Annotated in this window: 9 protein-coding genes; 5 read left to right on the forward strand and 4 right to left on the reverse strand. The window is 60.7% G+C overall.

Going from position 1 to position 13,697, the window contains the following annotated elements:
- Window positions 1-3 precede the first annotated feature (3 nt).
- Window positions 4-591 (forward strand): PilZ domain-containing protein, encoded by a 588-nt coding sequence (locus tag ACYZTK_RS06170; RefSeq protein WP_462013633.1) that lies wholly within the window; start codon window positions 4-6, stop codon window positions 589-591.
- 9 nt (window positions 592-600) lie between these two features.
- Window positions 601-1,323, forward strand: coding sequence for a glycerophosphodiester phosphodiesterase (locus ACYZTK_RS06175; protein WP_462013634.1), 723 nt, complete (start codon window positions 601-603; stop codon window positions 1,321-1,323).
- 42 nt (window positions 1,324-1,365) lie between these two features.
- On the opposite strand, the gene sthA is transcribed toward ACYZTK_RS06175, so the two are convergent.
- From sthA to ACYZTK_RS06190, 3 genes are all read right to left on the reverse strand, one after another.
- On the reverse strand, window positions 1,366-2,760 hold the full coding sequence (sthA, locus tag ACYZTK_RS06180) for a Si-specific NAD(P)(+) transhydrogenase (protein WP_431761164.1): 1,395 nt from the start codon (window positions 2,758-2,760) through the stop codon (window positions 1,366-1,368).
- Window positions 2,761-2,955: 195 nt separating this feature from the next.
- Window positions 2,956-3,969, reverse strand: coding sequence for an FAD:protein FMN transferase (locus ACYZTK_RS06185; RefSeq protein ID WP_462014860.1), 1,014 nt, complete (start codon window positions 3,967-3,969; stop codon window positions 2,956-2,958).
- Window positions 3,970-4,226: 257 nt separating this feature from the next.
- On the reverse strand, window positions 4,227-5,690 hold the full coding sequence (locus ACYZTK_RS06190) for a glyceraldehyde-3-phosphate dehydrogenase (protein WP_462013635.1): 1,464 nt from the start codon (window positions 5,688-5,690) through the stop codon (window positions 4,227-4,229).
- A gap of 364 nt (window positions 5,691-6,054) precedes the next feature.
- Here ACYZTK_RS06190 and mfd point away from each other — a divergent pair, with 364 nt between their 5' ends.
- The 3 genes from mfd to ACYZTK_RS06205 are packed head-to-tail and all read left to right on the forward strand — an operon-like array spanning window position 6,055 to window position 12,786.
- Complete coding sequence (gene mfd, locus ACYZTK_RS06195) at window positions 6,055-9,504, forward strand: transcription-repair coupling factor (protein WP_462013636.1); 3,450 nt, start codon at window positions 6,055-6,057, stop codon at window positions 9,502-9,504.
- A gap of 10 nt (window positions 9,505-9,514) precedes the next feature.
- Window positions 9,515-10,081, forward strand: a complete 567-nt coding sequence (locus ACYZTK_RS06200; protein WP_462013637.1) for a CsiV family protein — start codon at window positions 9,515-9,517, stop codon at window positions 10,079-10,081.
- Between the two features lie 11 nt (window positions 10,082-10,092).
- Window positions 10,093-12,786: an SNF2-related protein gene (locus ACYZTK_RS06205; RefSeq protein WP_462013638.1), complete on the forward strand. Its 2,694-nt coding sequence runs from the start codon at window positions 10,093-10,095 to the stop codon at window positions 12,784-12,786.
- Between the two features lie 163 nt (window positions 12,787-12,949).
- Here the strand turns inward: ACYZTK_RS06205 and ACYZTK_RS06210 are convergent, their stop codons facing one another.
- Window positions 12,950-13,687: an S-methyl-5'-thioinosine phosphorylase gene (locus tag ACYZTK_RS06210; protein WP_462013639.1), complete on the reverse strand. Its 738-nt coding sequence runs from the start codon at window positions 13,685-13,687 to the stop codon at window positions 12,950-12,952.
- Between the last annotated feature and the right edge of the window lie 10 nt (window positions 13,688-13,697).

The following is a 13,697-nucleotide window of genomic DNA, read 5'->3' on the forward strand; positions in this document are numbered from 1 at the left end:
GCCATGTCGACATTAGATGAAGAAGATCGCCGCGAATACTACCGTATCGATGACACGATCGCACTGGAAATTCGGCCCCTGTCCGCCGCCGAAGCCGCGGGCCAGGAAGTGTTGCAGGATGCTTCTCCACTGTTCAATCTGCTCAGCGAATTGCACTTGAGCGAATTCGAATCGCAGCACCTGTTGCGCCAGATCAGTGAGCGCGACCGCAATCTTGCGGCATTCTTGAAATCCCAGAACAAACGCATCGACCTGCTGAGCCAGGTGATCGCGATTACCGTGCTGGGACAGATCGGCGAACCGCAACCGGTGATCATCTCCGAAGGCGGCATCGACTTTCAGCACCCCACGCCAATCGCCGCCGAGGCGCGCCTGTCGATCAAGCTGGTGCTGATGCCACAAGCCCTGGGCCTGTTGCTGCGGGCCCGGGTCACCCATTGTGATGCCAAGGGCGACGGCTACGACATCGGGACCGAATTTGAACACCCGACCGATGCCCAGCGCCAATTGCTCGCCCGCTATATCTTGCAGAAGCAGGCCCAGGAACGACGCCTGGCCCGCGAACAAAACGACTCCGGCATTTTAAATTAAGGAAGAACCGTGACCCTCATCTACGGCCATCGCGGCGCCAAAGGCGAAGCACCGGAAAACACCCTCACCAGCTTCCAGCACTGCCTCAAGCACGGCGTGCGCCGTTGCGAGCTGGACTTGCACCTGTCCAAGGACAACGAGCTGATGGTCATTCACGACCCGACCCTCAAGCGCACCACCGACCGGCGCGGCAAGGTCGTCGAGCATCTGGCGGCGGAACTGGTGACCTACGATGCGCGCAAGGGCGGCCCGGGCTGGATCAAGCCTTGCCCGATTCCGACGCTGGAAGAACTGTTCGAGAAATGTGATTTCGAGCACTGGCAGCTGGAAGTCAAAAGCGCTTCGCGCACCCGCGCCGCCACCACCGTGCTGGCGATTCGGGAAATGGCCCAACGCTTCGGCATGCTCGACAAGGTCACCATCACGTCGAGTTCACGGGAAGTGCTGAAGGCCGCGCTGGATCTGGTACCGGATGTTTCTCGCGGACTGGTGGCCGAGTACGCCTGGCTCGACCCGTTGAAGGTCGCGCAAAGCTACGGCTGCGAGTATCTGGCCTTGAACTGGACCCTGTGTACGCCGGAACGCCTGGAGAAGGCGCAGCGCCAGGGGCTGCATGTGTCGGTGTGGACGGTCAACGAGCCCGCGCTGATGCGCAGACTCGCCGACTTCGGCGTTGACAGCCTGATTACAGACTTTCCCGGTTTGGCCAGCGCCACTCTCGAGAATTGCTGAAATCGGTCTCCCCGGCCGGCTCAGGCCACCGGCCGGAGCCGCTCAAAAAAGCCGGTTGAGGCCATCGTAAGCCGCTACCCGGTAGGCTTCGGCCATGGTCGGGTAGTTGAACGTGGTGTTGACGAAGTACTTCAGCGTGTTCAGCTCACCCGGCTGGTTCATGATCGCCTGACCGATGTGCACGATCTCCGACGCCTGATAACCGAAGCAGTGCACGCCCAGCACTTCCAGGGTTTCGCGGTGGAACAGGATCTTCAGCATGCCTTGCGGCTCGCCGGCAATCTGCGCACGCGCCATGCCCTTGAAGAATGCCTTGCCAACTTCGTACGGCACCTTGGCCTGGGTCAGCTCCTGCTCGTTCTTGCCGATCGAGCTGATCTCCGGAATGGTATAGATGCCGGTCGGCACGTCATTGACGAAACGCCAGCTGCCGTTATCGACGATGCTGCCAGCGGCCGAGCGGCCCTGGTCGTGGGCAGCACTGGCCAGGCTCGGCCAGCCGATCACGTCGCCGGCGCCATAGATGTTCTGGATGCCGGTGCGATAGTTCTCGTCGACTTCGATCTGACCACGGCTATTGACCTTGACGCCGATATTTTCCAGACCCAGTTGGTCGGTGTTACCAGTACGACCGTTGCACCAGAGCAAGGCGTCGGCCTTGATCTTCTTGCCGGACTTCAGGTGCAGGATCACACCGTTGTCCACGCCTTCAACCCGATCGTAGTCTTCGTTGTGGCGAACCGTGATGTTGTTGTTGCTGAAGTGATAGCTCAGGGCCTGGGAAATTTCCGAGTCCAGGAAGCTCAACAACTGACCGCGGTTATCGACCAGCTCAACCAGCACCCCCAGGCCACTGAAGATCGAGGCGTATTCGCAACCGATCACGCCAGCGCCGTAAACGATGAGTTTGCGCGGGGTGTGGCCGAGGCTGAGGATGGTGTCGCTATCGTAAATACGCGGGTGGTGGAAATCGATGTCCGCCGGACGATACGGACGCGAGCCGGTGGCGATGATGATGTGCTTGGCCACCAGTTTTTCGACCACGCCGTTGGCGCAGACCACTTCGATGGTTTGCTCGTCGGCGAAGCTGCCGGTGCCGAAGAACACGTCGACGCGGTTCCGGGCGTAGTAGCCGGTACGCGAAGCGACTTGCTTGGAAATGACTTTTTCCGCGCTTTTCAGCACGTCCGGGAACGAGAACCAGCGCGGCTCACCAATGGCCCGGAACATCGGATTGGTGTTGAACTGCATGATCTGCCGGACCGAGTGACGCAAGGCCTTGGACGGGATGGTGCCCAGGTGGGTGCAGTTGCCGCCGACCTGGCGACGGCTATCGACCATCGCCACCTTGCGCCCTGCTTTAGCGGCGTTCATTGCCGCGCCTTCTCCTGCGGGGCCGGAACCCAGCACCACCACGTCGTAGTTGTAGACAGCCATGCGTACTCCTCAGAACAGGCCGCGGCGCCATCGGCACCTGCGGCTAAATCACGCCGATCTGCGGCGTGAAGGAACAATTTGGGGCCAGTGCAGAACCCGGACACAGTCTATAGAAGCGTCAACGCCGCGCACATTAACCCTTGGTCGCGTCGTAGGCTAGTTTTGCCTGCACTACAACGCCAGTGTTCATTGCTTTTATCGGGTTTGTGCAGCACTGAGCCGCTCGAAAGCCTGATTGGTTCTTGTGACGAAACCTGTGTCGGCGCGAAGCACAAAAAATGCGCCGACATCGTGTTTTTCCGCGTAATCCCAACCGCGGTCGGGCCCGAGAATCAGCAACAGCGTCGATAAGCCATCGGCCATCAGGGCTGAAGGATGAATCACCGTGACTGACGCCAGGGTGTGGGCGACCGGTGCGCCGGTGCGCGCATCGAAGGTATGGGAATAGCGCCGGCCATCCTGCTGGAAATAATTACGGTAGTCGCCGGAAGTGGACACCGCGTAGTTGTCGACGGCGATGATTCGTTGCTCCACCTGCTGGTCATCGCGCGGCTCCTCTAGGGCGATCCGCCAGGGTGTGCCGTCGGGTTTACGCCCGGCGGCCTTGAGCTCGCCGGTGGCTTCGGCGAGGTAATCGCGGATGCCCATCGACTCAAGGCGTGCAGCGATGGTGTCGACAGCGTAACCGGCGGCGATGCTGTTGAAGTCGACTTCGACGGCGGCGTCCTTGCACAGCTGATCGTTTTCGATGCGCAGATGCTGGTACCCGACTCGCTGACGCACCTCGGCCAACGCTTGAGCAGTCGGAACCTTTTCCTCGCGGGCTTGCGGGCCAAATCCCCAGAGATTGAGCAGTGGCTCGACCGTCAGGTCGTAGGAGCCTTCGCTCTGTTGTGACAGCTGTTGGCCGACCCGAACCAACTCAAGGACGGGGGCGGGCATTTTCTGACAGTGGCTGGCGGGCAGATGGTTGAAGCGCTCGATGTCGGAGTCGCTGCGATAGGTCGACATTTGTTGATCGACCTGGGCGAGGATTTTTTCTACCTGCGCCTGGACTTCCTTTCGTGCGGGCAGGCCTGATCGGTGCACGTATTGGATCGAATAAGAGCTGCCCATGGTCGGACCGCCGATGCTTTCCATGGAATCGCCGTTGCCGCAGCCGGACAAGCCGGCAGCCGCTATCAAAACAACACCTCGCAACCCGCTCATCTTCTGCAGAATCCCTGACACACCACCAAGATCAGCCATTATGCACATCCACTGTAGGAGCTGCCGAAGGCTGCGATCTTTTGATCTTGATTGTGGCGCGTTTGAGGTCGCTGAAGATCAAAAGATCGCAGCCTTCGGCAGCTCCTACAGGATCAAACGCAATTCTCTGTAGGAGCTGCCGCAGGCTGCGATCTTTTGATCTTCACAAACAAAAACGCCCCGACCAAGGCCGGGGCGTTTTTAATTGCAGCTAAAGCTTAGCGCGGGAACGCTGGCGGGTTTACCCCGGCCATGTCTTCCATCACGCGAACCACCTGGCAGCTGTAACCGAACTCGTTGTCGTACCAGACGTACAGTACAACGCGGTTATCCTGGGTAATGGTCGCTTCAGCATCCACAACACCGGCGTGGCGCGAGCCAACGAAGTCTGTGGACACTACTTCCTGCGAATTGACGTAGTCGATCTGCTTATGCAGATCCGAGTGCAACGCCATGTAGCGCAGGTAATCGTTCATCTCTTCACGGGTAGCGGCTTTCTCAAGGTTCAGGTTGAGAATCGCCATCGACACGTTAGGCGTCGGAACGCGGATCGCGTTACCGGTCAACTTGCCAGCCAGTTCAGGCAGAGCCTTGGCAGCAGCAGTGGCAGCACCGGTCTCGGTGATTACCATGTTCAGCGCGGCGCTACGGCCACGGCGATCGCCCTTGTGGAAGTTATCGATCAGGTTCTGGTCGTTGGTGTACGAGTGAACCGTTTCAACGTGACCGTTGATGATGCCAAACTTGTCATTGACTGCTTTAAGCACCGGCACGATGGCGTTGGTGGTGCAGGAAGCGGCCGAGACAATCTTGTCATCAGCAGTGATTTCACCGTGGTTGATGCCGTGCACGATGTTCTTCAGCTTGCCCTTGCCAGGCGCAGTCAGAACAACGCGATCGATACCCGGGCAGGCCAGATGCTGGCCCAGGCCATCGGCGTCACGCCATACACCGGTGTTGTCCACCAGCAGCGCGTCTTTGATGCCGTACTGGGTGTAGTCCACTTCAGTCGGGTTTTTCGCGTAGATAACCTGGATCAGGTTGCCGTTGGCGGTGATGGTGTTGTTGGCTTCATCGATGGTGATGGTGCCATCGAACGGGCCATGCACCGAGTCACGACGCAGCAGGCTTGCGCGCTTGACCAGGTCATTCTCGGCGCCCTTGCGCACGACGATGGCGCGCAGACGCAGGCCGTCGCCACCACCGGTTTTCTCGATCAGAATCCGCGCCAGCAGGCGGCCGATACGACCGAAGCCGTACAGGACAACGTCGGTGCCTTTGCGTGCTGCTACGTTCTGCTGGCCAACGACATCAGCCAGTTCTTCGCGGACGAACTGCTCGGCAGTACGGCCATTGCCTTCGGTCTTGAACTTGACCGCAAGCTTGCCCAGGTCTACCGAAGCGGCGCCGAGCTTGAGCTCGCTCATCGCCTTGAGCAGAGGGAATGTTTCGTGGACGGACAATTCGCTGTCATCGGACTGGCGATGACGAGCAAAGCGGTGAGCTTTGAGAATCGCAATGACTGAACGATTGATCAGGCTGCGGCCATAGATCGAGCTCACCACGTTGTTATTGCGGTAGAGCTGACCGATAAGCGGAATCATCGCTTCTGCGAGTGCTTCACGGTCGATCCATTCACCAAGACACTGGTCGGGCTTCTGAGTCACGGGAACCTTCCACATGTAGGGGCAGAAAAAAGGGGCTACATTATGCCGCCGAGTGCCTCTCGTAGCAATGCGCGCCTGTCGTGCGATCCGTAACAATTTTCTCCTCGAAAAATTTACACCGCGCTGGAGCCCAGTAAACACGGGCCTTCCAGCGCCGTCATTTTTTTTGCAGACAGCGCTGCCTTGTCCGTAACCATCCGTAACACTGGTCCGTTTTGCCACTACCTATTCGGTAAATTTCACTAAAAAAACCGCCGATTTTGTCTTTACCACTACATTTCGTACAACCTGTGTAATAGACACAGTCTGCAACTGACAGGCGGCACCCGGGACCGCTACAATTACCGACTTTGTCGCAACGCTTGGAGCTCAACCTTCCGTGCCCGTTCTGCGTCTACCGCTTCTCCCTGCCGCGGCAGGTAAACAGCACTGGGGCAATCTGCCCGGTGCCGCCCTGAGCCTGGCCATTGCCGAGGCCGCCAGCGCTGCCAAGCGCTTTACCCTGCTGCTCACCGCCGACAGCCAAAGTGCCGAACGGCTGGAACAGGAGCTGGGCTTCTTCGCCCCGGATTTGCCCGTACTGCATTTCCCGGACTGGGAGACCTTGCCCTACGACCTGTTTTCGCCGCACCAGGACATCATTTCCCAGCGCATCGCCGCCTTGTACAGGTTGCCGGAGCTGAGTCATGGCGTGCTGGTGGTGCCGATCACCACCGCCCTGCACCGCCTGGCCCCGACCAAATTCCTGCTCGGCAGCAGCCTGGTGCTGGACGTCGGCCAGAAGCTCGACGTCGAGCAGATGCGCACCCGGCTCGAAGCCAGTGGCTATCGTTATGTCGACACGGTGTACGAGCATGGCGAATTCACCGTGCGCGGCTCGCTGATCGACCTGTTCCCGATGGGCAGCAAACTGCCGTTCCGGATCGACCTGTTCGATGACGAAATCGAAACCCTGCGTACTTTCGATCCGGAGAGCCAGCGTTCCATCGACAAGGTCGACACTGTGCGCCTGCTGCCGGCACGGGAATTCCCGCTGCAGAAAGATGCGGTCACGCGCTTCAAAGCACGCTTTCGCGAGCGCTTCGACGTCGACTTCCGGCGCTGCCCGATCTTCCAGGACTTGAGCAGCGGGATTACCCCGGCCGGCATCGAGTACTACCTGCCGCTGTTCTTTGACGAAACGTCCACCCTGTTCGACTACCTGCCGCAGGACACCCAGGTGTTCTCGCTTCCAGGCATCGAGCAGGCTGCGGAAAACTTCTGGAACGACGTGCGCAATCGTTATGAAGAACGCCGCGTTGATCCGGCGCGGCCTTTATTGCCGCCTGCCGAATTGTTCCTGCCGGTGGAAGACTGCTTCGCCCGCCTGAAAAACTGGCCCCGCGTGGTGGCCAGCCAGCAGGACGTGGAAACCGGCGCCGGGCGCGAGCGCTTCCCGGCGCGCGAACTGCCCAACCTGGCCATCGAAGCCAAGGCCACTCAGCCCTTGGCGGCACTGGCCGGATTCCTCGACGAGTTCCCCGGGCGCGTGCTGTTCACCGCCGAGTCTGCGGGCCGTCGTGAAGTATTGCTGGAGTTGCTGGAACGCCTGAAGCTGCGACCAAAAACCGTCGACAGCTGGCCGGATTTTGTCGCGAGCAAAGAGCGCCTGGCGATCACCATTGCGCCGCTCGACGAAGGCCTGGTGCTGGACGATCCGGCCCTGGCACTGGTAGCGGAAAGCCCGCTGTTCGGCCAGCGCGTGATGCAGCGCCGTCGCCGCGAGAAACGCGCCGACGCCAACAACGACGCCGTCATCAAGAACCTCACCGAGCTGCGCGAAGGCGCGCCGGTGGTGCACATCGACCACGGGGTCGGTCGTTATCTCGGACTGGCGACCCTGGAAATCGACGATCAGGCCGCCGAATTCCTCACCCTGCAATACGCTGAAGGCGCCAAGCTGTATGTGCCCGTGGCCAACCTGCACCTGATCGCGCGCTACACCGGCAGCGACGACGCCTTGGCGCCGTTGCACCGCCTGGGTTCCGAAACCTGGCAGAAAGCCAAGCGCAAAGCCGCCGAACAGGTGCGCGATGTGGCGGCCGAATTGCTCGACATCTATGCCCGTCGGGCCGCTCGGGAAGGTTATGCCTTCGCCGATCCGAAAGCCGATTACGCCACCTTCAGCGCCGGCTTCCCGTTCGAGGAAACCCCGGACCAGCAGACCACCATCGAAGCCGTGCGCGCCGACATGCTCGCGCCCAAGCCGATGGATCGCCTGGTCTGCGGCGACGTGGGATTCGGCAAGACCGAAGTGGCGATGCGCGCAGCGTTTATTGCCGTGCACGGCGGTCGTCAGGTCGCCATCCTGGTGCCAACCACCCTGCTCGCCCAGCAGCACTACAACAGCTTTCGCGATCGCTTCGCCGACTGGCCGGTGAGCGTGGAAGTGATGAGCCGCTTCAAGTCGCCCAAGGAAGTGAATGCGGCCATCGCCGACCTCGCCGAAGGCAAGATCGACATCGTCATCGGCACGCACAAGCTGCTGTCGGACGATGTGAAAATCAAGAACCTGGGCCTGGTGATCATCGACGAAGAACACCGCTTCGGGGTTCGCCAGAAAGAACAACTCAAGGCTCTGCGCAGTGAAGTCGACATCCTCACCCTGACCGCCACGCCGATTCCGCGCACGCTGAACATGGCCGTGTCGGGCATGCGCGACCTGTCGATCATCGCCACGCCGCCAGCCCGACGCCTGTCGGTGCGCACCTTCGTCATGGAACAGAACAAAAGCACGGTCAAGGAGGCCCTGCTGCGTGAGTTGCTGCGCGGCGGCCAGGTCTACTACCTGCACAACGACGTGAAGACCATCGAGAAATGCGCAGCCGACCTCGCCGAGCTGGTGCCGGAAGCACGGATCGGCATCGGCCACGGGCAGATGCGCGAGCGCGATCTCGAGCAGGTGATGAGCGACTTCTATCACAAGCGCTTCAACGTGCTGATCGCCTCGACCATCATCGAGACCGGCATCGACGTGCCGAGCGCCAACACCATCATCATCGAGCGCGCCGACAAGTTCGGCCTGGCGCAGTTGCACCAGCTGCGTGGCCGCGTCGGGCGCAGTCACCACCAGGCCTACGCCTACCTGCTCACGCCGCCGCGCCAGCAGATCACTGCCGATGCGGAAAAGCGCCTGGAAGCGATCGCCAATACCCAGGACCTCGGCGCGGGCTTTGTGCTCGCCACCAACGACCTGGAAATCCGCGGTGCCGGCGAACTGCTCGGCGACGGGCAAAGCGGGCAGATCCAGGCAGTCGGTTTCACCCTGTACATGGAGATGCTCGAGCGCGCAGTGAAGTCGATCCGCAAGGGCGAACAACCGAACCTCGACCAACCCCTGGGCGGTGGTCCGGAAGTCAATCTGCGAGTGCCGGCACTGATCCCCGAAGCCTATTTGCCGGACGTGCACGCGCGCCTGATCCTGTACAAGCGCATTGCCTCGGCGGCCGATGAAGAAGGCCTCAAGGACCTGCAAGTGGAGATGATCGACCGCTTCGGCCTGCTGCCGGAACCGACCAAGAACCTGATGCGCATCACTGCGCTGAAGTTGCAGGCCGAACTGCTGGGCATCAAGAAAGTCGACGGCGGGCCGCAAGGTGGTCGCATCGAGTTCGCGGCGCAGACGCCGGTCGACCCGCTGACGCTGATCAAACTGATCCAGGGCCAGCCCAAACGCTACAAATTCGAAGGCGCCACGATGTTCAAATTCATGGTGCCGATGGAGCGCGCGGAAGAGCGCTTTAATACTGTAGAGGCGCTGCTTGAGCTCCTCATCCCGAAAACTGCTTGAAGGACGCCGCATGCGCCTGTTTCGCTCACTGACCTTGCTGATGACCCTGGTCGCCCCCTCGGTGTTTGCCGACGATTTGTATCAAGTTGAAATGATCCTGGTGCGGCAGAACGCCGTGCCTGCCATCGTCAGCCGCGCTGCACCGGAAGACTGGGCCGCAGGCGCCAAACTTGTCAGCCCTGACAGCCTGCGTACCCCAACCTTGAATGGTGAGGTGGAGAAACTTACCGCCAGCAATGAATACACGGTATTGCTGCACAAGGCCTGGCAACAGACCCTGGGCGAAGAAGCCAGTAAGGTCGCGGTCAGCGACGGCGCCGAACAATTCGGCCAGTTCCCGATCGAGGGCACCCTGAACCTGAAACTGGGGCGTTTCACCGACGTCGACGCCGACTTCTGGGTCAACCAGATCGACGCCAACGGCCTGGTCACCGCCAGCGAGCGCCTTAAGCAGGAAAGCCACACCAAGAACGGCCAGCTGAATTTCCTCGACAACGGCCACCTCGGCCTGCTGATCAAGATCACTTCGTTGACCGCCCCCGCACCTCGGCCAGTCCCCGATGAAATTCCGGACTGATTGAAGTCCTTATGTCCACGACCCTGAGCAAACCGCTGGCACCTTCCTGGGTCAGCCGATTCAAGGAACAGAGCCTGGAGCGTGGCCGTCGCTACGCGCTGGAGAATCGCGTCAGGATCGTCGAAGTCGGCGACGCAACCATTACTGCGGCTTGCGAAGGCTCTGGCGGTAACGTCTACCGTCAGACCATTCGCCTGCGCGAGTCGGCCAAGTCGACGTTGCTGATGGTCGATGCCACTTGCAGTTGCCCGGTGCGCAACAACTGCAAGCATTGCGCCGCAGTGCTCCTGCAGGTGCAGGAAACCCTCGACTACCCGGCTGCGGCCAAAGACGCCGAACTGCTGGAAAAACTGTCGGCAGTCCTGGAAAACCGCAATCCGAAAGCCGTGCCGCATGTGCTGGTGGACAATGTCCAGCCGGTGCCGCGCCTGTGGCTGGCGAGCATCGAATTCAGTGCATTCGAGCCGCGCAACGGCAAGATGCAGCGCTACATCCAGCATCGCGCGGCGCTGTCCTTCAGCTATCTGGATGAGTATGTCTCCGGGCAAAAGAATGCCGACATCCTGATCCGCCAGGAAACCCAGACCCTGCGGATAAAACGCCAGCCCGAAGTGGAACAGTCCTACAGGGAACAGTTGCGCATTCTGGGATTCAAGATTGCCACCCGGCAGAGCAAGGCCCTGCCGGAAAGTGCCGGCGAACTGTTCGAGATGATCAACGACAGCGCCTGGCTGACCTTCACGCTCAATGAGCTGCCGAAGCTGCGCACCCAAGGTTGGGAGCTGCAGATCGACGAGGAATTCGGCTTCGACCTGACGGCCGTGGATGATTGGTACGCCACCGTCGAACAAGCCCCGGAGCGCGACTGGTTCGATCTGGAGCTCGGCATCATCGTCAACGGCGAGCGCCTGAGCCTGCTGCCGATCCTGTTGAACCTGATGCGCTCGCACACCGAAATCCTCAACCCGGAACGCCTGGCGCGGCGTCGGGACGACGAGCTGATCCTGGTCAACATTCCCCACCGCCCGAATTCCGAGCACGGCCCGCTGCAAGTCGCACTGCCCCTCGGCCGATTGAAACCGGTGCTGGCGACCCTCGGCGAGTTCTACCTGCAGGAGCCTGGCGAGACCACGCTGCGCCTGAGCAAGGCCGATGCCACGCGCCTCAACCCGCTGGAAGGCATGCCCCTGCTGTGGGAGGGCGGCGAGCAAATTCGTACCTTTGCCCAGCGTCTGCGCGACATCAAGGACTTGACCACCAGCGCGCCGCAAGGCCTGAACGCGACCCTGCGCCCGTATCAGCTGGAGGGGTTGAGCTGGATGCAGTCGCTGCGTCAGCTGGAAGTCGGCGGCATTCTTGCGGACGACATGGGCCTGGGTAAAACCCTGCAGACCCTGGCGCACATTCTCAGCGAGAAGAACGCTGGGCGCCTCGATCGCCCGTGCATGGTGGTGATGCCGACCAGCCTGATCCCCAACTGGCTCGACGAGGCGGCGCACTTCACTCCGCAGCTCAAGGTGCTGGCGCTGTACGGTGCCACTCGCAAGAAACATTTCGACAACCTGGCCGATTACGACCTGATCCTCACTACCTATGCCCTGCTGCCCAAGGACGTCGAACGCCTGGCCGCGCAACCATTGCACGTGCTGGTGCTGGATGAGGCGCAGTACATCAAGAACCCCAACAGCAAGGCCGCCCAGGCTGCCCGTGAACTGAACGCGCGCCAGCGCCTGTGCCTGAGTGGCACGCCGCTGGAAAATCACTTGGGTGAACTGTGGTCGCTGTTCCACTTTCTGCTGCCGGGCTGGCTGGGCGACGTCAAAAGCTTCAACCGTGACTACCGCGTGCCGATTGAAAAGCGCGCCAGTGAAGTCCGTCTACAGCACCTCAACGGACGGATCAAACCGTTCCTGCTGCGCCGGACCAAGGAGCAGGTGGCGACCGAGTTACCGCCGAAAACCGAGATCATTCATTGGGTCGAACTCAACGAAGCCCAGCGGGACGTGTACGAAACCATGCGCCTGGCCATGGACAAAAAAGTCCGTGACGAGATCACCCGCAAAGGCGTGGCCCGCAGCCAGATCATCATTCTCGAAGCGCTGCTGAAACTGCGCCAGGTGTGCTGCGATCTGCGCCTGGTCAGCGATGCTGCCCCACCCACTCGTGGCAGCACCTCGGGCAAACTCGACAGCCTGATGGAGATGCTCGATGAATTGTTCGAGGAGGGCCGGCGAATCCTGCTGTTCTCGCAGTTCACTTCGATGCTGGCGCTGATCGAAATCGAGTTGAAGAAACGCGGAGTTGAATATGCCCTGCTGACGGGGCAAACCCGGGACCGCCGTGCGCCAGTGAAAGACTTCCAGAGTGGCAAGCGGCAGATCTTCCTGATCAGTTTGAAAGCCGGCGGTGTAGGCCTGAACCTGACCGAGGCGGACACGGTGATTCACTATGATCCGTGGTGGAACCCGGCGACGGAAAACCAGGCGACTGACCGTGCGTATCGCATCGGCCAGGAGAAGCCGGTGTTCGTCTACAAGATGATCGCCCGAGGCACAGTCGAAGAGAAGATTCAGCACCTGCAAAAGGAAAAGTCTGATCTGGCGGCGGGTGTGCTGGATGGGCGCAAGGCCGGGGACTGGAAGTTGCAGAATGATGATATTGAGGCGTTGTTTGCGCCGTTGCCGGATAAGCTCGAGAAGCGCTGAATTCAGCAGCGCCCGTCAGATCGTCATCGCGGGCAAGCCTTGCTCCCACAGGTATTAATTAACCCTTGGGGAGCGACAGCCTGTGGGAGCAAGGCTCTTGTGGGAGCAAGGCCTGTGGGAGCAAGGCTTGCCCGCGATGAACTCAACTCGGTCTAGCGTCTTGTTAGCCCTTTAGCACCCGCGCCAAAGTCGACTTAACCTTCCCCATCCCATCATGCAACGCCTGCTCGATCTCAGCCATGGTAATCACCGCCGTCGACTTGCCCGCCGCCGGGTTCACCACCAGCGCCAGGCACGCATAATCCAGGTCCAGCTCACGCGCCAGTGCCGCTTCAGGCATCCCGGTCATGCCGACGATATCGCAGCCATCTCGCTCCAGACGGGTGATCTCGGCAACGGTTTCCAGTCGCGGACCCTGGGTGCAGGCATAAACGCCCTGGCTGCTGTAATCGACACCTTCCGCTGCCAGCGCCGCGATCAATTGCTCACGCAACGGCTCGCTGTACGGAAAACTGAAATCGATGTGTGTCACCTGCTCCAGGTCATCGGCGAAGAACGTGTGCTCGCGCCCGCTGGTGTAGTCGATCAGTTGATGCGGCACGCAAAAATGCCCGGTGCCCATCGCCGAATGAATGCCGCCCACCGCGTTGACCGCCAGAATCGCTTCGGCACCGGCCTGCTTCAGCGCCCAGAGGTTGGCGCGGTAGTTCACCTGGTGCGGCGGGAAACGGTGCGGATGACCGTGACGCGCGAGGAACAGCACCTCCTTGCCGGCGTATTCACCAATCTGCACCTCGGCCGAAGGCGCGCCGTAGGGCGTGTCCACTGCCAGGGACTGACGAATGTTCAGGCCTTCGAGCTGGGTCAGGCCAGTGCCACCGATGATCGCGTAAACCGTCATAACGTTAAGT

It is taken from the genome of Pseudomonas sp. LB3P31 (genome assembly GCF_054897945.1).